Source organism: Luteimonas sp. TWI662 (assembly GCF_039673825.1).
GTDB lineage: Bacteria > Pseudomonadota > Gammaproteobacteria > Xanthomonadales > Xanthomonadaceae > Luteimonas.
The window spans coordinates 1-16,883 of sequence record NZ_JBDJMI010000008.1 but is presented as its reverse complement, the minus strand read 5'-3'; the positions used below and the strand labels follow the sequence as shown (position 1 = coordinate 16,883).

The window sequence follows — 16,883 nt, the reverse complement described above, 5'->3', positions numbered from 1 at the left end:
GCCTGGCGCCTGTGCGCATCGACAACGAGCCCGCGTTCGTCCTGCATGCCCGACCATGGCGGGAGACGAGCCTGCTGGTCGAGGTCCTGAGCTGCGAACACGGACGCCTGGGCCTGGTGGCGCGTGGCGTCCAGGGCCCGAAGAAGCACGTACTGCGCGCGGCGCTGCAACCGCTGCAACATGTGCGGCTGGACGCGCAACTGCGCGGGGAGCTGGCGCAGTTGCGCAGCGCCGAGGCGCTCGACGCGGCGCCCCGGCTGCTCGGCGATGCGATGCTTGCCGGCTTCTACCTCAACGAGCTGGTGTTGCGGTTGGCGCCGCGCCAGGATCCGCTGCCCGAGTTGTACGAGGCCTATGCGCGCGTGCGTGGGCGTCTGGCGTTGCCGGGCGAGTTGGCCTGGAGCCTGCGCCGGTTCGAACGCGACTTGCTCGATGCGCTTGGCGTGGGTCTGCCGCTCGATACCGATGGCGATGGCCGGGCGATCGACCCCGCGGCGCGCTACCTGCTCGATCCCGAGCATGGCCCGCGCCGTCTGCATCTCGACGGCGGCGCGGCCTCGCGCAGCGCGGCGGCGACCGGGCGCGCATTGCTCGCGCTGGCCGCCGATGGTGCGGCGCCCGACAGCGCGGACCTCGCCAATCTGCGGCGCGCACTGCGCGCGGTCCTGGCGCATCACCTAGGGCCGCGGGGCCTCAAGTCCTGGGAACTTGCGTCCCAGTTCGCGCGGCGCGGAACGCCGGGCGACCGTTAGCCGCCCGCGCGCTCACGCCGCCGCGAGCGTCGCGTCGATGGCGGCGAGAAACCTATGCAGCGCCGGCTCCGACTCCGGGGCGGCGTGCAGGCTGGCGGCGGCTGCGCACAGGCGGTCGGCGCCGACGAACCCGCAGCCAGCCCGCAGCTTGTGCAGCAGGCTGCGCATGACCGCGGCATCGCCGCGTCGTGCCGCCAGCACGATCCCATCGCGGGCCTGCGGCAGTTCGCCGATGAACAGCCCGCGCAACGCATCGGCGTTGCCGACGTTGCCGCCGACCGCGGCCAGCGCGGCCTGGGTGTTCCAGACGGGGGGACGTGCGGAGGCGCTGGGTTCGAGGTCGTCGTCGGCCGGGGTCGGTCGCGGCGGTGGCGGCGGGGCGACGACCGGCGCTGCCACCAGGGTGCGGATCGCGGCGCGCCAGTTGGCGGCCGTCACCGGCTTGCTCAGCGCGAGCAGGAAGCCGGCCGCGCGCAGGGCATCGAGCGATTCGCGTTCGCGCTCGGCGGTGTGCGCCAGGGCCGGCGTGTCCAGCCCCTGGGCGCGCAGGCGGGCGAGCAGCTCGATGCCGCTGCCGTCGGGCAGGTTGGCGTCGATGAGCCAGGCATCGTGGGTGTCGTCGGCGGCCAGTGCCAGGGCATCGGCGACCGTGCCGGCCACGTCCACCTCGGCCGGCAACGCCGCCGCTGCGGCGAGCAGGAAACTGCGGCTCGTGGGGTCGTCTTCGACCAGCAGCAATCTGGGCATCGGTCGCTCCATGCGATGAAGGTATCCTGCGGCGATGCCTCGCCGCCTGCTGCCGATCCTACCGCTGTTGCTGGCCTGTGTGCCGGTCGCACAGGCGCGGACGATGGCGGCGCGAATCGCGCATGTCGACACCCCGGTCGCGGCGATGACGCAGGTCCGGCTGGCGCTCGACTGGCCGGCCGACGCGCCCGATGGCCGGCTCCGGCTGCGCGCTGCGGACGTCGACGCCGGGGCATTGGGGTGGCGGCTGCGCGATGTCGATTGGCAGTGCCCGCTGCAACGGATCGTGAACGAGGGGCGGGTGCGCTGGCGCTGCGATGGTCCGGTCCGCGACGGCTCGGGGTCGGTGCTGCGGCTGGCGCTCGAACTCGATGCGCAGGACCTCGATGCCCGCCTGTCGGGCGAGGGGGGCACGCTGACGCTGACGCGCCGGGCGGCCACGCCCGAGCGCACGACGATCGACCTCAAGCGCGTCCCGGCGGCCTGGGCGCAGGCGCTGGTGCGCACCGCTTGGGAGGCCGCGCAATTGCGCAAGGGACGGCTGGACGGCGCACTGCAGATCGACGCGCCGGACGCGCAGCCGTTGCGCGTCGCCGGTCCCCTGGCCGTGCACGACCTTGCGCTTGAGACTGCGGACGGCGCGATCGCGACCGAAGGGGTCGCCGCCGATCTGCGGCTCGACCTGCGTCTGCCCGATGCCGGCCCCACGCTGCGGCTGGACGGCACGCTGCACGGCGGGGAATGGCTGTTCGGTGCGGCGTATCTGGCCTTGCCTGCTGCGCCGATCGGGATCGGGCTCGACCTCCAGCGCATCGCCGATGGCGGCTGGGCACTGCCGCGCCTGGCCTGGCGCGACAGCGATGCGTTGCAACTCGGCGGCACTGCGGCACTGGCGGCCGATGGCACGTTGCAGGCCTTGTCGCTCGATGCGACGAGCCGGGACGCCCATGCGCTGCCGGCACGCTACCTCTCCGGCTGGCTCGGCCCGGCCGGGCTGTCGGGGCTGTCGCTGCAGGGCGGGTTCGAGGCGTCGTTGGAGGTGGCGGGGGGCGTCCTGCGGACGGCGGACCTGCGCCTGCGCGGCCTGGATGTCGGCGATGCGCAGGCGCGGTTCCGCTTCGACCGCATGGACGGCGCGCTCCGCTACTCCGCCACCGCGCCCGTGCACAGTACGTTCGCCTGGCGGGGCGGGGCGCTGTACGGCATGCCGTTCGATGCAGCGGCCTGGAGCCTGGAAAGCGCGGCGGGCCGTATGCGGCTGCGCGAGCCGGTCGCGCTGTCGTTCCTCGGCGGCGAGGTCGGGTTCGACGCGTTGGCGCTGCAATTGCCAGGGCATGCGCAGAGCGATGGCGACGGCCTGCGGATGCGTACCGCGCTGCGGCTCGACGGTCTGGATATCGGTCGACTGGCGCAGGCGCTGGCCTGGCCCGCGTTCGAAGGCCGCCTGAGCGGTCGCATTCCGACAGTGCGCTATGCGGACAACCGGATCGACTTCGACGGCGGATTGGCGATGCAGCTCTTCGACGGACGCGTCGATGTGTCGTCGCTGTCGATCGAGCGCCCGTTCGGCGTCGCGCCGACGGTCACCAGCGACCTGGCGCTGCAGGGGCTGGACCTGCAGGCGCTGACCGGCGTGTTCGGCTTCGGCAGCATCGAGGGGCGGCTGCACGGACGGATCGATGGGTTGCGCCTGGTCGATTGGGGCGCGACCGCGTTCGATGCCGAACTGCATACCGAACGCACGCCCGGCGTGCGCCAGCGCATCAGCCAGCGCGCGGTGCAGGACATCTCCAGTGTCGGCGATGCGTCGTTCGTCACCAGCCTGCAGGGCAGGGCGATCGCGCTGTTCGACGACTTCGGCTATCGCGGCATCGGCATCTCCTGCCGGCTGCGCAACCAGGTGTGCCGAATGGGGGGTCTGCATTCAGCGGGCAACGCCTTTACTATCGTCGACGGCGCGGGCCTGCCGCGGCTGGACGTCGTCGGCTACAACCGCGACGTCGACTGGCCGACGCTGGTCGAGCGTCTGGCTGCCGCCGCTGGCGGCGATGTGGCCCCGGTCATCGACTGAGCGCCACGCCCCGTATCGATACAGGAGAACACCCGATGGCGCGTTGGATGGGACTGCCGGCCGTGGCCGCGCTCGCACTTACCGCATGCGTGACGATCAACGTCTATTTTCCCGCCGCCGAGGCCAAGGAAGCGGCGCGCGAGTTCGTCGAGAACGTGATCGGCGACACGCCGGCCGCACAGCCGCCTGCGCCGTCGACGACGCCCGGTGGCGGCATGGCCCAGCGCGGCATGCGCTTTGATCCTTGGATGCTGCTGGGCATCGGTACCGCCCAGGCCCAGACCCCGGACGTCACGATCCGCACGCCGGCGATCCAGGCGATCCAGTCGCGCATGGAGCAGCGTTTCAACGGCACGCTGCGGCCGCATTTCGATTCGGGCGCGCTCGGCTTCGGCAGCAATGGCCTGATCGTGGTCCGCGATGCCTCGCAGTTGCCGATCAAGGACCGGGTCGCGGTCAACACCGCGGTCGCCGACGACAACCGCGACCGCCAGGCGGTGTACCGCGAGATCGCGGTCGCCAACGGTCATCCCGAATGGGAGTCGCAGATCCGCGATGTGTTCGCGCGCCAGTGGATCCAGAGCGCGCGTTCGGGCTGGTGGTATCAGCAGGGCGGGAGCTGGACGCAGAAGTAGGGTCTGTTAGGCGCTTCGACGTCGGTAGCGGCGTTGCGTCGGCCGGGGAGTGCTACTCGGCTCGGCAGCCCGCTCCGCGGTCCGGCCCGGCGAAGCACGCCGTGCGTTCGTGCAGGCTGCGCGACATGCCGCGCGAGCAGCCCACACTCACCCATGGCCGACTCGCCGCCGCGGGCCATCCATGGCCCGCTCTCCGCACCCTCCAGCCGCCACAACGCGCTGCGGCTCGAAGTTCGCGGCTTCTTCGAACGCGTGATTCTCGATCAAAACCGGGGTCAGAGTGCAATTTCGTGGAGCGAAATTGCACTCTGACCCCGGTTTACCGCAGCTTTCCCGGAGGCGGCGCGGGCTTGCCCATGACGTGCTTGACGCGGGCACCCGGTCCGATGTCGCGTTAGGTTCTGCGACAATACGCGGCCTTTCCGCCCGCAGCCTTCGCCACGTGGCCCGCAAACGCCTCGATCAGACTCCCTTCCAGGTCGACATCCTCGACCTGACCCACGATGGCCGCGGCGTCGCGCGGCTGCCCGACGGCAAGGCCGTGTTCGTCGCTGGCGCGTTGCCGCGCGAGCAGGTCGTCGCCCAGCGCACCGCGCGTTCGCGCAGCTTCGACGAGGCGGTGACGCTGGAGGTGCTGCGTGCGTCCGAGCACCGGGTCACACCACGCTGTGCGCATTTCGGCGTCTGCGGTGGCTGCGTGTTGCAGCATCTGGATGCCGACCAGCAGATCCAGGCCAAGCAGCGCGTGCTGCGCGAGAACTTCGAGCGCATCGGTCACGTCACGCCGCAGCGCTGGATGGCGCCGCTGGTCGACCGCGCCTGGGGCTACCGCCGCAAGGGCCGCTTCTCGGTGCGGCGCGTGGAGAAGAAAGACAAGACGCTGGTGGGCTTTCGCGAGCGCGATCCACGCTTCGTCGCCGACCTGCACGAATGCCACACGGTGATCCCGCCGATCGGCGCTGCGATCCTGGCGCTGTGCGCGCTGGTCGATGGCCTGGACGCCCGCGCCGATATTCCGCAGATCGAGTTCATTGCCGGCGACCCGACCCCCGAGTTCGACGGCGTGGCGCTGGTGTTCCGGCACCTGCAGCCGTTGGGCGAGCGCGATCTCGCGGCGCTGACCACGTTCGGCCAGCAGCAGCGGATGGCGATCTTCCTGCAGCCGGGCGGCAACGACAGCGTGCACCCGCTGTGGCCGCAGGCTCCGGCGCTGTCGTTCCGGCTCGAGGCCTGGGATGTGGAGCTGAAATTCCGGCCGCTGGATTTCATCCAGGTCAACGCCGGCCTCAACGGCACGATGATCGCGCGCACGCTCGACCTGCTCGACGTGCAGCCCGACGACCGCGTGCTCGACCTGTTCTGCGGCCTGGGCAACTTCACGCTGCCGCTGGCGCGCCGCGTGCGCGAGGTTGTCGGTGTGGAGGGCGAGGCCGGGCTGGTCGCGCGTGCGCGGGAGAATGCCGCGCACAACGGCCTGGACAATGCGCAGTTCCATGCCGCCGACCTGACCCAGGACCAGCGCGGGGCGCCCTGGATGCGCCAGGGCTTCGACAAACTGCTGCTCGACCCGCCGCGCTCGGGCGCGATCGATGTGTTGCGCCAACTGCCACTTGAACGGTTCGCCCGCATCGTCTACGTCAGCTGCCACCCCGCGTCGCTGGCGCGCGATGCCGGCTACCTGGTCAACGAGCGCGGCTGGCGGCTGGTCGACGCCGGCGTGATGGACATGTTCCCGCAGACCGCGCACGTGGAGTCGATCGCGGTGTTCGAGAGCAAGAAGTAGCGCCATGGCGATCGAGATCGAACGCAAGTTCCTGGTGACGTCCGAGGCGTGGCGCGATGCGGCGCATGCGGTGGTGCCAATGGCGCAGGGCTATCTCAACGACATGGCTGCGCTCGACAGCGGCGCGCAGAAGGCCTCGGTGCGCGTGCGCATCGAGGGCGAAGCGGCGTTCGTGAACATCAAGTCGCGCGCGCTCGGCCATACCCGGCAGGAGTTCGAGTTGCCGCTGCCGATCGCCGATGCGCACGCGCTGCTGACGCTGTGCGTCGGCGGCCGGGTCGAAAAACGCCGGCATCTGGTGCACCACGGCGACCATCTGTGGGAGGTCGATGAGTTTCTCGGCGATAACGCCGGGCTGGTCGTGGCCGAGATCGAGCTGGACCACGCCGACGAGGCCTTCGCGCGCCCCGGCTGGCTGGGTGAGGAGGTCACCGACCACAAGCGCTACTACAACCTGGCACTCGCCGCGTATCCGTTCTCCCGCTGGGACGCTGCGGAACGGGGCTGAGGCGAGCGCAGCGCCAGCAACCGGCGCATGATGCACACATGAGAATCGACATCTGGTCCGACGTCGTGTGCCCGTGGTGCTGGATCGGCAAGCGCCGATTGCAGCGCGCCATCGCGCTGCTGGGCGAGGATGCGCCGGCGATCGACATCCATTGGCATCCCTTCCTGCTCGACCCCGACGCGGATGCCACGCCGGTGCCGCTGCGCGAGGCCTATGCCCGCAAGTTCGGCGGCGCCGAGCGCACCGCGCAGCTGCTGGCGCAGACCCAGGCCACTGCCCGCGCCGAGGGCCTGCCGTTCGACTTCGACCGCGGCCAGGTCCGCGTGACCACGTTGCCGGCGCACCGGCTGCTGGCGCTGGCTGCGCGTGAGGGCGACGCCGACGCGGTTGGCGAGGCGCTGTTCCATGCTCACTTCGCGCAAGGCCGTAATCTGGCCGATGTCGAGGTGCTGGTGGAGGCGGGCGCAGCGGGTGGGCTCGACGCGGCGCGCGTGCGGGCGCTGCTGGCCAGCGATGAAGGCGAGGCGGAGGTGCAGGCGCAGATTGCGCAGGCGCAGGCGATCGGTATCCGCGCCGTGCCGACCTTCATCATCGACGGGCGGCTGGCGGTGCAGGGCGCGCAGCGGCCCGAGCAACTGGCCCAGACGTTGCGCCAGGCGCTGGCCGCCGCTGGGCCTGCGTCGGCATCCGGTGCCGTTTGCGGCCCGGACGGCTGCGCCTGAACACCGGGCTGCGCACGCTCGGCGCGATGCGTGCATCTGCGACAATGCCCGTCTGCGCCGCCCGGCGCGCTCGATGGAGATGTCCGCAATGCTCGTGATCGGCGTGGCCGGCACCGAACTCACCGCGCAGGAGCGCGACTGGCTGCAGCACGATGCCTGCGCCGGTGTGATCCTGTTCAAGCGTAACGTCGCCTCGCGCGCGCAGATCGCCGAACTGGCCGCCGCGATCCGCGAGGCCGCGCCGCGCCCGCAGTTGGTCTGCGTCGACCAGGAAGGCGGCCGCGTACAGCGCTTCGTGGACGGCTACACGGCGCTGCCGCCGCTGGCCGGCTTCGGCGTGCAGTACTTGAGCGATCCCGATGCGGCGCTCGCCCAGGCGCGCGCGCATGCGCGACGCATGGCCGAGGAGGTGCACGGCAGCGGCGTCGACTTGAGTTTCGCGCCGGTGGTCGATGTCGGCCACGGCAACCTCGCGATTGGCGACCGGGCGTTCTCGGACGATCCGCAGATCGTCGCTGCGCTCACGCGCGCCTACGTCGAAGGGATGCACGAGGCGGGCATGGCGGCCACGCTCAAGCATTTCCCCGGCCACGGCTCGGTCCGCGAGGACACGCATTTCGATCAGGCGGTGGATCGCCGCAGCCTCGAGGAGATCCGCGCGCACGACCTGGTGCCGTTCGTCGCCGGCATCGACGCCGGTGCCGATGCCGTGATGCTCGCGCACGTGACCTATCCGCAGGTCGCGCCGGAGCCGGCGGGGTACTCGCCGCGCTGGATCGAGACCATCCTGCGCGGTGAGCTGGGCTTTCGCGGCGTCGTGTTCTCCGACGACATCGGCATGGCCGCCGCATTCTCGGCCGGAGGCATCAAGGCGCGCGTCGATGCGCACCTCGATGCCGGCTGCGACGTGGTGCTGGTCTGTCATCCCGAACTCGTCGCCGAATCGCTCGCCGCCGTCGAAGGCCGCGCCCTCAACACCATGGCGTTGACCGGCCTGATCGGTCGCGGCCCCCTCGGTTGGGACGGCGCATTCGCCGCGACCGCCACGCGCAACGGAGACATCGCATGAACATCCCCCGGCTCGACGACGTGCTCGATAGCGCGGACCTGCTGTTTGATCGCGATGTGCTCGACGAGGCGATCGAGGCGATGGCCGACGGCATCGCCGACGACTACGGCGACGACGAGGTGCCGCCGCTGTTCATCACGGTGATGCACGGCGGCATGCCATTTGCCGCGCAACTGGCGTTCGCGCTGGGCGAGCGCGAACTGGACCTGCAGTTCGACTATCTGCACGCCACCCGCTACCGCGGCGCGACCACCGGCTCGGGCCTGGCCTGGCTGCACCGTCCGGCCACACCGCTGCAGGGCCGGCGCGTGCTGCTGGTCGACGACATTCTCGACGAAGGCCACACGCTCAAGGCCGTGCGGCACTGGTGCGAGGATCAGGGCGCGAGCGAGGTCCGGGTCGCGGTGCTCGCGGTCAAGGTGCACGACCGCTGCGTCGAGGGCGTGGAAGCCGACTACGTGGGCGTCGAGGTACCCGACCGCTACGTGTTCGGCTACGGCATGGATTTCCACGAGCAGGGACGCAACCTGCCGGGGATCTACGCGCTGGCCGACTGAACAGGCCGGACCGGCGCGGCCGGGTCCGCACGCCTGCGCGGTATCGGGACGACGGCGGCCAGGCGCTATCATCCCGGTCCCGCGTCGCCCGGCGCCTGACGAGACTTCGCGATGACCGCATCCATCGACCTGGCCGTGATCGGCGGTACCGGGCTGTACGCACTGGCCGAGCTGCAGGATGTCGAGGCGCACCAGCCGGTGACGCGCTATGGCGGCCTGTCGGGTCCTGTGCGGATCGGCACGCTCGACGGCCGCCGCGTGGCATTCCTGGCGCGCCACGGCGAGGGCCATTCGCTGCCGCCGCACCGGATCAACTACCGCGCCAATCTCGCCGCGCTTCATGCGCTCGGCGCCTCGCGGGTGCTCGCGCTCAACACCGTGGGCGGCATCACCGACCGTTTCGGCCCGCGCGTGCTGGCCTGCCCCGATCAGTTGATCGACTACACCTGGGGCCGGGTGTCGACGTACTGCGAGGAGGAGGGCAGCGAGGTGCTGCACGTCGATTTCGGCGATCCCTATACGCCTGCGCTGCGGCGGGCGGTCGTCGATGCGGCCGGGCGCGCCGGCGTGGCGCTGGTCGACGGCGGCTGCTATGGCGCGACCCAGGGTCCGCGACTGGAGACCCGGGCCGAGATCGCGCGCATGCGCCGCGATGGCTGCGACCTGGTCGGCATGACCGGCATGCCCGAGGCGGGCCTGGCACGGGAGCTCGGTCTGGACTACGCGTGCCTGGCCATCGTCGCCAACTGGGCGGCCGGGGCCGGCCCCCAGGTCGATGAGGTCATCACCTTCGAGGACGTGCTCGCCAACGTCGCCGCGGCGTCGTCCGGCATTCCGGCCCTGCTGCGGGCGCTGCTCGCGGCCTGATTGCCACGGCGGTAGCTTGCTTTGCATACTCGGGCCGCCGGTCGCTCCTTGCAGGCGGGCCGGTATCACGTATCCAGACGAGGTCAGACGTTCATGCAATACGGCACAGTGAAGTGGTTCAACGATGCGAAGGGATTCGGGTTCATTGCGCCCGAGGACGGCAGTGCGGACGTATTCGTTCATTTCTCGGCGATCAACTCGAGTGGTTTCCGCTCGCTGCAGGAGGGGCAGCGGGTGAGCTACGAGGTGACGCAGGGACCGAAGGGGGCGCAGGCCTCGGGTGTGGCGCCGGTCGCCTGACCGCGCGCGCAGCCACAAGAAAGCCCCGCGTGAGCGGGGCTTTCTTGTGGTTCTTCACCCAGATGCGGGAACGGGCGTTCCACTTTGGATGGGCAGGGACGTGCCAGCCAGGAGCCGGCCGTCCGTCGTGGGCGCCTGCCGGCTACCGCGCCCAGTCGCGGCCCGATTCCGCTGGGTGGTCGCGGCACTCGGCAGGCGCTGGACACTGTGCGATGGCGGGCCGATAAGCGCGCGCGATCATCGCGGACAGTCGCCGTCGCGCCAGTGCGCACCTTTTGGGGTGTGGCCGATGCCTGGGTTGAAGCTGTTGGTCGGGTCGAGCGCGCGATAGAACGCGGCCAGCGCCGGCTTGGCGGTGTAGAGATGGCCGACATTGTGCTCGGCCGGGTACTCGGCGCCACGTGCGTCGAGCAGGGCCCACATCGCATGCTCGATCGCCAGAGGGTCGTGGCCGGCCTTGACGATGTAGTCCTGGTGAAAGACGTGGCACAGGAAGTGTCCGTAGCACAGCCTGCCGGCGAGCGCGGATGCGATCGACGGCGGCAACGTCTCGACCCAGTCGCGATCGTTGCGGCGCAGCGCGATGTCGAGCGCGACGATGTCGGCGACCTGGCGCCGGTGCACCTCGCGGTAGCGGACCGCCGCGCCGGCGATGGCGAAGCGATGCAGGAAGGCCTTGCGGCCCTCGTCGGCGGTGCAGCGGAACCAGCTGCCCGATGTGGCTGCGGCGAAATGGCGATCCAGAAACGCCTCGGTCGCGGCCGCCTGCGGGGTGCCGACCTTGAGCAACAGATGGTGCGCATAGCGCTCGCGGAAGTCGCGCAACCGGCGCGGCAGGTGGTCGGGTAACAGCGAGACGAGCGCCTGCAGCGCCCGGTCGCTCGCGCCGCGCAGGCCGATACGCTCAAGCACGCCGTCGATCCGGCTCTTGAGCGCGAACGCTGCCGGGACCTTGTCGGTGCCGAAGCGGTCGATCAGCAGGAACACGTCCTTGCCGTACTGAGCGCCGATGTCGAACGCGTCGCGGTGCACGTACTCGCCGGCGATCGGCAAGTCGTCGGATGCGCGCAACAGGTGACGGCGGATCGCGGTGAGGTCGTCGGGCTCGTTGCTGCCGATGTAGAGCACGGTCGCCGGCGCGCGCGGGAAGGTGTCGAGCCGCACCGCGAACACCGCCAGCCGGCCTGCCGAACCGGAGGCCTCGTGCAGTCGCGAGGGGTCGGCGTTGTAGCGTGCCGGCGTGGGCGCATCGACGTCGCGCACGTCCTGCGCGTAGCGGCGGTCCGAGGCGACGCGATCGGGCGGGTCGCGGACATCGCGGGTGCGGTAGTCGCCGGCCTCCAATCGCGCGAGCATCATCTCGGGGTCGTCGCCCAGTTCGATGCCCAGGTGGTTCACCAACCGCAGCGTACCGTCGGCGTCGCGCTGCGCAAACAGCGCCAGCTCGGTGTAGGCCGGACCGCGGCGCACCAGCGCGCCGCCGGAGTTGTTGCACACGCCGCCGAGCACTGAGGCGCCGATGCACGACGCACCGATCACCGAATGCGGCTCGCGATCCAACGGCGCGAGGGCTTTTTCCAGCCGGTCGAGCGTTGCCCCCGGCAGGCACACCACTTGCCGGCCGCCGTCGAGCAACTGGATGCCCAGCAGCCGCCGCGTGCTGACCAGTACGATGCCGCGGTCATAACCGTTGCCGTCAGGCGTCGACCCACCGGTCAGGCCGGTGTTGGTCGCCTGCATCAGCACGATCGCGCCAGCGTCGAGCACCGCCTGCAGCACCTGCCACAGCGCCACCAGACTGCCCGGACGGACGACCGCGAGCACCGGCCCGTCGCCGAAGCGATACCCCTTGCGGTAGCGCCGTGTCGCACGCATGCCGGTCAGCACATGACGGCGGCCGACGATGCCGCGTAGCCGCTCGACCAGCCCCGGTGTCATCGCGGTGGCGCAACCAGGGTATCGCCGCCGATGTCGGCGACGGTGCGCGCGCCGGTCAGCGTCATCGCCACGCGCATTTCCTGTTGCAGCAGGTCGAGCAGGTGTGCCACCCCCGCCTGGCCGGCCGCGGCCAGCGCATAGACGAACGCACGGCCCAGCAGCACTGCATCGGCGCCCAGCGCCAGCATCCGCACGATGTCCAGCCCGCTGCGCACGCCCGAATCGGCGAGGATCTTCAGCGACCCGCCGACGGCGTCTGCGATCGCGGGCAGCGCATGCGCGGTCGACAATACGCCATCGAGCTGACGCCCGCCGTGGTTGGAGACGACGATGCCGTCGGCGCCGAAGCGCACCGCATCGCGGGCATCGTCCGGGTCGAGGATGCCTTTGATGACCATCGGTCCGCGCCAGAATGCGCGGATCCATTCCAGATCCTTCCACGCAATCGACGGGTCGAAGTTCGCGCCCAGCCAGCCGATGTAGTCGGCCAGTCCGGTCACAGCGCCGCGGTAGGCGGAGATGTTGCCCAGATCGTGCGGGCGCCCGCGCAGACCCACGTCCCAGGCCCAGCGCGGATGCGTGGCTGCCTGCCACAGGCGGCGCAGCGCGGCGTTGGGGCCGCTCATACCCGAGTGCGCGTCGCGGTAGCGCGCGCCGGGCGTGGGCATGTCGACCGTGAACACCAGCGTGCTGCAGCCGGCGGCCTGTGCGCGTTCGAGCGCGGCGCGCATGAAGCCGCGGTCGCGCAGCACGTACAACTGGAACCACATCGGCCGGTCGATCGCGGGTGCGACTTCCTCGATCGCGCAGACCGACACCGTCGACAGCGTGAACGGGATGCCACGCGAAGCCGCCGCGCGGGCCGCCTGGACTTCGCCGCGGCGCGCATACATGCCGCTCAGCCCGACCGGTGCGAGCGCCGCGGGGAAGGCCAGGCGCTCGCCGAACAGTTCGGTCGACAGGTCGAGGTCGGCGACATCGCGCAGCACCCGCTGGCGCAGGGCGATGCCCTCCAGGTCGGCGACGTTGCGACGCAGGGTCTGTTCTGCGTACGCGCCGCCGTCGATGTAGTGGAACAGGAACGGCGGCAGCCGCCGCTGGGCGGCGGCGCGGTAGTCGGTCGAGGCGGCGATGATCATGGCGCTCGCCTTCAGCTGTGCGACGGCGGCAGGCGCGAAGCGCGGGCGCGGCGCGCTTCGTTGTCATCGAGTTCGCGTAGCGAGCTGTGCACGAACGCCAGGTGGGTGTGCGCGGCGGCGCGTGCGCCCTCCGGGTCACCCGACAGGACGGCGTCGCGCATCGCCCGGTGCTGCATCAACAGCGGCTCGAAGGTGCGCGCCGAGACATAGAGCGTTTCGCGGCTCTGCGAGATATTGGTCTGCAGCAGGTCGAACATCCCGCGCATGACCTGCAGCAGCACCAGATTATGCGAGGCCTCGGCGATGGACAGGTGGAATGCGGCATCGGCGCGCGCCTCGCCGGCGGGATCGTTGCGGCCATGCAGGGCCGTCATTGCGTCGAAGGCATCGGCGATCCGCGCGCGGTCCTCGTCGGTCGCGCGCAGCGCGGCGTGCCAGGCAGCCATGCCCTCCAGTCCGTGGCGGATCTCCAGGACGTCGTAGCGGTACTCCGGATCGCTCCGGAACACGCTGATGAATGGTTGCAGCGGCGCGATGCGCGGGGCTGCGGGTGCGTCGTGCGCACACAGGTAGGTGCCGCCGCCCTGGCGTGCACGCAGCACGCCCTGACTCGCCAGGTGGGCGATCGCCTCGCGCAAGACGGTGCGCGACACGCGCAGTTCGAGCGCGAGCGCGCGTTCGGCCGGCAGGCGATCACCGGGCCTCAGCTCGCGCGCGTCGATCAGTGCCAGCACGCGGTCGACCACCTGGTCGGACAGACGCAATCGGCGCGCGCCGATCGTGTCGGGGCGGGTCGCTGGGGCGGGAAGGCGCATCCGGGAATCCATCCATGTCAGTTCGCCTGCAGCGATGACGATCATCGGCGCGGAGGCGGGGCGGTGAACCGAGGCGGGTCCGATTCGCGCCCGGCAAGCGCGGATCTATGGACCGCATCCGGCGCGCCACGGCCGATTGGTATGACCGATTCGAAGGCAGGGCGCGCTCAACACCGGGCAATCTTAGCGAAATGAGCGGGTTCAACGTCAACGCGACCAAGGTCGCAGATATGTGGTCATACCAATGTGAGGGGCGCTGATGTTCGCAGCCGGTGCGCGCCACACCGTCGCGCAGATGCGCGTCGAAGGTCTCGGCCTATGCGGCGGCAGAGGGAGGCCGCCACGCACCGGGGCGCGGCTGGTCGCCTCATTCCATACCGGCGATGTGCGCACGCAGCCACTGGTGGGCCGGGTCGCGATGGACGCGCTCGGGCCAGAGCATCAGCAGGTCGAAGCCGGGAATGGCGATCGGCGGTGCGACCACCCGCAACGCCGGGTTCGCCTGGACCAGGCGCGAGGGCAGCATCGCCACCAAGTCGCTGGTTTCCAGCAACGCCGGCAGCGCCAGAAACTGCGGCACCGACAGCACGACGCGACGGGCCATGCCGCGCTCGGCGAGTGCGCGGTCGGTAGCCCCATCGAAGCCGCCGCCGTCCGGCGAGACGATCGCATGGTCGAGCTTGCAAAACTGCGCCAGTGTCGGGCGACGCTTCAATCCAGGATGTCCGGCGCGCCCGACCAGCAGGTAGCGCTCGGTGAACATGCGGCGCCAGCGCAACGTGGGCGGTGCCTCGGCGTTGGTCAGGAACGCGAGGTCGACCTCATCTTGCGCCGTACTGGCGGCCATCTGGCCCGGTGGCCGTTGCACGACCGCCAGGCGCATCCCTGGCGCGGCGATCCGCAACGTGGCCAAGGCCGGGCGCAGGACCGTCAGTACGCTGTAGTCGAAGGCGGCGACGCGCCACGTCTGGCGGGCCTGGGCGGGCGCGAAGGGCGGGGCAGGTGCGACCGCCTGGGCCAGCGCCGCCAGCGACTGCCGCAGCGGCTCGCGCAGCGCATCGGCGCGTGCCGTCGGGCGCATGCCGCGCGGTCCTGGCAGCAGCAGCGGGTCGTCGAAGAAATCCCGCAGCCGTGCGAGCTGGGCACTGATGGTCGGCTGCGCCAGATGCAGACGCTGCGCGGCGCGGGTCACGTTGTGCTCGATCAGCAGCGCGTCGAGTGTGCGCAGCAGGTTGAGATCGAGTCCCCGCAAGGTATTGCGCATGACGATACCTGGAATGGTGAGAATCCATTTCAACTATAGGGCTCCGATCGCTACCTTGCGTGCATCGCCCTTGCGAGCCGCGCCGATGCACGTCCTGCTGGTCCACGCCCATCCAGAGCCGACCTCGATGACCCGTCGTCTGGTCGACATCTCGACCGACGTCCTGTCTGCGCAGGGTCACGTGGTGGCGCAATCCGATCTGTACGCGGCGCGCTGGAAGGCGGTGTTCGACGCCGACGACTTTCCCCATCGCCTCGACCCCGAGCGCTTGTCGTTCGTGGCCGAGTCGCGCCATGCCTTCGCCCATGATGGTCAGACGCCGGACGTGGTGGCCGAACAGCGCAAGCTGATGGCGGCCGATGCGGTGATCCTGCATTTTCCGCTGTGGTGGTTCGGCATGCCGGCGATCATGAAGGGCTGGATCGACCGGGTCTGGGCCTACGGGCTGGCCTATGGCTACGGCGATGCCGGCAACGCCCATCGGTACGGGGAGGGCGGGTTTGCGGGCAAGCGTGCATTGCTCGCGGTGTCGGTCGGCGGTCCCGAGGTGGACTACTCGCCTCGCGGCATCAATGGCCCGCTGGAACAGTTGCTGTTTCCGATCACCCACGGTGCTTTGTTCTTTCCGGGCATGCAGGTGCTGCCCACTTTCGCGGTCTACGGCGCGGGCGCGCTCGACGCGCAGGGCCTCGCGTCGGCATCCCAGGCGTGGCGGGCGCGGCTGGCGGGGCTGTTCGAGCAGGCGCCGATCGCGTTCCGGGCGCAGAACGGTGGCGATTACCCCGACCGCCACGTGCTGGCCGCGGAGGTCGCGCCCGGTCGAAGCGGGTTGATGGCGCATATCGCCGATTCGGATGCCCAAGCGGGATGCTGACCTGCGGCGGGCGGTGCCCGTCCGGCTGGACAGCGTCCCCGCCTGCGCCGTGACCTCAGCGCGGACGCCCGATGAACGGCGTGCAGTGGAGGAAGTCGCCTGATTCGAGGCAATCGATCACGAAGCCAGCCACCTCGTCCCGGGTGACCGTGCGCAGTTGCAGCGACGGCGGGACGGACAGGGCGACCTGCCAGTCGCCGCGTCCACTGCGCGCGGTGAACGGCGCGGGCCGCACCAGCGTCCAGTCCAGCCCTGAGTCCTGGATCAGCGCCTCCTGGCGTTCCTTGTCGGCATAGCGGTGGCGAGTGACCAGCGGAAAGACGATGCGGTTGTACAGCCAGCCGCCGTGCCCGCGCGTCTCGCCCGCGCCCACGCCGGTGATCGCGATCAGGCGCCGCACGCCGCTGTCGCGCATCGCGGCGATCGCTGCACGGGTCGCATCAGAGAACACCGTCGTCGGCCTCGGGCTGGCGACGCCCAGGCTCATCACGACCGCGTCGTGCGCGGGCATGCGTTGCGCCAGGAAGCGGGCGTCGTCGGGGCGGCCGACTACGATGTCGACGCCCGCTGTGGCGGTGAGCCGATCTGCCGACCGCGTTTGCGCCGTGACCCGGTGGCCGCGCGCCACCGCCTGCGCGACCAGCCGTGTGCCCACGCCGCCCGACGCGCCCATGACGAATACGCGCATTGCTGTCCCTGCCAAGCCGGTGCCGGCCGACAGTCTCGCAGATGCCGGGCGATGCGGCCGGGGGGGGGGGGGGGGGCGGGGCGGCGCCCCCCCCCCCCCCCCCCCCCCCCGCGCCCGCGCGCCGGGGCGCCCCCCCCCCCCCCCACCCCGCGCC

18 protein-coding genes are annotated in these 16,883 nt (G+C 70.8%); 12 read left to right on the top strand and 6 right to left on the bottom strand.

Annotated elements, in window-relative coordinates:
* The first annotated feature begins 11 nt into the window (after positions 1-11).
* Positions 12-752 carry a DNA repair protein RecO gene (gene recO / locus ABE488_RS07565; protein ID WP_346447695.1) on the top strand — a complete coding sequence of 247 codons (741 nt, stop codon included), beginning with the start codon at positions 12-14 and terminating at the stop codon, positions 750-752.
* A gap of 12 nt (positions 753-764) precedes the next feature.
* On the opposite strand, the gene ABE488_RS07560 is transcribed toward recO, so the two are convergent.
* Positions 765-1,499 (bottom strand): response regulator, encoded by a 735-nt coding sequence (locus ABE488_RS07560; RefSeq protein ID WP_346447694.1) that lies wholly within the window; start codon positions 1,497-1,499, stop codon positions 765-767.
* A 34-nt stretch (positions 1,500-1,533) separates the two neighbouring features.
* On the opposite strand from ABE488_RS07560, the gene ABE488_RS07555 reads away from it, so the two are divergent.
* The 10 genes from ABE488_RS07555 (at position 1,534) to ABE488_RS07510 (ending at position 10,011) form a co-directional block, all read left to right on the top strand.
* A complete protein-coding gene (locus tag ABE488_RS07555; protein ID WP_346447693.1) occupies positions 1,534-3,570 on the top strand; it encodes a hypothetical protein in 2,037 nt (678 codons plus the stop codon).
* A gap of 35 nt (positions 3,571-3,605) precedes the next feature.
* The gene (locus tag ABE488_RS07550) at positions 3,606-4,205 is read left to right on the top strand and encodes a YdbL family protein (protein ID WP_346447692.1); all 600 of its coding nucleotides are present in this window, start codon (positions 3,606-3,608) and stop codon (positions 4,203-4,205) included.
* 153 nt (positions 4,206-4,358) lie between these two features.
* Positions 4,359-4,517: a hypothetical protein gene (locus ABE488_RS07545; protein WP_346447691.1), complete on the top strand. Its 159-nt coding sequence runs from the start codon at positions 4,359-4,361 to the stop codon at positions 4,515-4,517.
* A 130-nt stretch (positions 4,518-4,647) separates the two neighbouring features.
* Positions 4,648-5,988 (top strand): 23S rRNA (uracil(1939)-C(5))-methyltransferase RlmD, encoded by a 1,341-nt coding sequence (gene rlmD / locus ABE488_RS07540; RefSeq protein ID WP_346447690.1) that lies wholly within the window; start codon positions 4,648-4,650, stop codon positions 5,986-5,988.
* Positions 5,989-5,992: 4 nt separating this feature from the next.
* Positions 5,993-6,496 carry a CYTH domain-containing protein gene (locus tag ABE488_RS07535; protein ID WP_346447689.1) on the top strand — a complete coding sequence of 168 codons (504 nt, stop codon included), beginning with the start codon at positions 5,993-5,995 and terminating at the stop codon, positions 6,494-6,496.
* 38 nt (positions 6,497-6,534) lie between these two features.
* Positions 6,535-7,218, top strand: coding sequence for a DsbA family oxidoreductase (locus ABE488_RS07530; RefSeq protein ID WP_346447688.1), 684 nt, complete (start codon positions 6,535-6,537; stop codon positions 7,216-7,218).
* A gap of 88 nt (positions 7,219-7,306) precedes the next feature.
* On the top strand, positions 7,307-8,287 hold the full coding sequence (nagZ, locus tag ABE488_RS07525) for a beta-N-acetylhexosaminidase (RefSeq protein ID WP_346445821.1): 981 nt from the start codon (positions 7,307-7,309) through the stop codon (positions 8,285-8,287).
* Positions 8,284-8,844, top strand: coding sequence for a hypoxanthine-guanine phosphoribosyltransferase (locus ABE488_RS07520; protein WP_183426326.1), 561 nt, complete (start codon positions 8,284-8,286; stop codon positions 8,842-8,844). Before nagZ ends, ABE488_RS07520 begins: the two co-directional genes overlap by 4 nt.
* Positions 8,845-8,955: 111 nt before the next feature.
* On the top strand, positions 8,956-9,711 hold the full coding sequence (locus ABE488_RS07515; protein WP_346447687.1) for an S-methyl-5'-thioinosine phosphorylase: 756 nt from the start codon (positions 8,956-8,958) through the stop codon (positions 9,709-9,711).
* A gap of 93 nt (positions 9,712-9,804) precedes the next feature.
* Positions 9,805-10,011 (top strand): cold-shock protein, encoded by a 207-nt coding sequence (locus ABE488_RS07510; protein ID WP_241946029.1) that lies wholly within the window; start codon positions 9,805-9,807, stop codon positions 10,009-10,011.
* A gap of 237 nt (positions 10,012-10,248) precedes the next feature.
* Here the strand turns inward: ABE488_RS07510 and dld are convergent, their stop codons facing one another.
* The 4 genes from dld to ABE488_RS07490 form a co-directional block, all read right to left on the bottom strand.
* Entirely contained in the window at positions 10,249-11,949 is a 1,701-nt protein-coding gene (gene dld / locus ABE488_RS07505) for a D-lactate dehydrogenase (RefSeq protein ID WP_346447686.1), read from the bottom strand.
* Positions 11,946-13,088 carry an FMN-dependent L-lactate dehydrogenase LldD gene (gene lldD / locus ABE488_RS07500; protein WP_346445816.1) on the bottom strand — a complete coding sequence of 381 codons (1,143 nt, stop codon included), beginning with the start codon at positions 13,086-13,088 and terminating at the stop codon, positions 11,946-11,948. Before lldD ends, dld begins: the two co-directional genes overlap by 4 nt.
* A gap of 11 nt (positions 13,089-13,099) precedes the next feature.
* Positions 13,100-13,903 (bottom strand): transcriptional regulator LldR, encoded by an 804-nt coding sequence (gene lldR, locus ABE488_RS07495; protein ID WP_346447685.1) that lies wholly within the window; start codon positions 13,901-13,903, stop codon positions 13,100-13,102.
* A gap of 367 nt (positions 13,904-14,270) precedes the next feature.
* The gene (locus ABE488_RS07490; protein ID WP_346447684.1) at positions 14,271-15,200 is read right to left on the bottom strand and encodes a LysR family transcriptional regulator; all 930 of its coding nucleotides are present in this window, start codon (positions 15,198-15,200) and stop codon (positions 14,271-14,273) included.
* A gap of 52 nt (positions 15,201-15,252) precedes the next feature.
* Between ABE488_RS07490 and ABE488_RS07485 the strand changes: the two genes are divergently transcribed.
* On the top strand, positions 15,253-16,041 hold the full coding sequence (locus ABE488_RS07485) for an NAD(P)H-dependent oxidoreductase (RefSeq protein ID WP_346447683.1): 789 nt from the start codon (positions 15,253-15,255) through the stop codon (positions 16,039-16,041).
* A gap of 55 nt (positions 16,042-16,096) precedes the next feature.
* On the opposite strand, the gene ABE488_RS07480 is transcribed toward ABE488_RS07485, so the two are convergent.
* Positions 16,097-16,729, bottom strand: a complete 633-nt coding sequence (locus tag ABE488_RS07480) for an NAD(P)H-binding protein (RefSeq protein WP_346447682.1) — start codon at positions 16,727-16,729, stop codon at positions 16,097-16,099.
* Positions 16,730-16,883 lie beyond the last annotated feature (154 nt).

What these genes read in the sequence shown, in the direction of transcription:
- ABE488_RS07555 (WP_346447693.1), top strand. Translation starts at nt 1,534, where the DNA reads ATGCCTCGCCGCCTGCTGCCGATCCTACCGCTGTTGCTGGCCTGTGTG.
- lldR (WP_346447685.1), bottom strand. Translation starts at nt 13,903, where the DNA reads ATGCGCCTTCCCGCCCCAGCGACCCGCCCCGACACGATCGGCGCGCGC.
- ABE488_RS07535 (WP_346447689.1), top strand. Translation starts at nt 5,993, where the DNA reads ATGGCGATCGAGATCGAACGCAAGTTCCTGGTGACGTCCGAGGCGTGG.
- ABE488_RS07510 (WP_241946029.1), top strand. Translation starts at nt 9,805, where the DNA reads ATGCAATACGGCACAGTGAAGTGGTTCAACGATGCGAAGGGATTCGGG.
- ABE488_RS07515 (WP_346447687.1), top strand. Translation starts at nt 8,956, where the DNA reads ATGACCGCATCCATCGACCTGGCCGTGATCGGCGGTACCGGGCTGTAC.
- ABE488_RS07530 (WP_346447688.1), top strand. Translation starts at nt 6,535, where the DNA reads ATGAGAATCGACATCTGGTCCGACGTCGTGTGCCCGTGGTGCTGGATC.
- ABE488_RS07560 (WP_346447694.1), bottom strand. Translation starts at nt 1,499, where the DNA reads ATGCCCAGATTGCTGCTGGTCGAAGACGACCCCACGAGCCGCAGTTTC.
- ABE488_RS07520 (WP_183426326.1), top strand. Translation starts at nt 8,284, where the DNA reads ATGAACATCCCCCGGCTCGACGACGTGCTCGATAGCGCGGACCTGCTG.
- ABE488_RS07545 (WP_346447691.1), top strand. Translation starts at nt 4,359, where the DNA reads ATGGCCGACTCGCCGCCGCGGGCCATCCATGGCCCGCTCTCCGCACCC.
- ABE488_RS07485 (WP_346447683.1), top strand. Translation starts at nt 15,253, where the DNA reads ATGCACGTCCTGCTGGTCCACGCCCATCCAGAGCCGACCTCGATGACC.
- dld (WP_346447686.1), bottom strand. Translation starts at nt 11,949, where the DNA reads ATGACACCGGGGCTGGTCGAGCGGCTACGCGGCATCGTCGGCCGCCGT.
- lldD (WP_346445816.1), bottom strand. Translation starts at nt 13,088, where the DNA reads ATGATCATCGCCGCCTCGACCGACTACCGCGCCGCCGCCCAGCGGCGG.
- nagZ (WP_346445821.1), top strand. Translation starts at nt 7,307, where the DNA reads ATGCTCGTGATCGGCGTGGCCGGCACCGAACTCACCGCGCAGGAGCGC.
- ABE488_RS07550 (WP_346447692.1), top strand. Translation starts at nt 3,606, where the DNA reads ATGGCGCGTTGGATGGGACTGCCGGCCGTGGCCGCGCTCGCACTTACC.
- ABE488_RS07480 (WP_346447682.1), bottom strand. Translation starts at nt 16,729, where the DNA reads ATGCGCGTATTCGTCATGGGCGCGTCGGGCGGCGTGGGCACACGGCTG.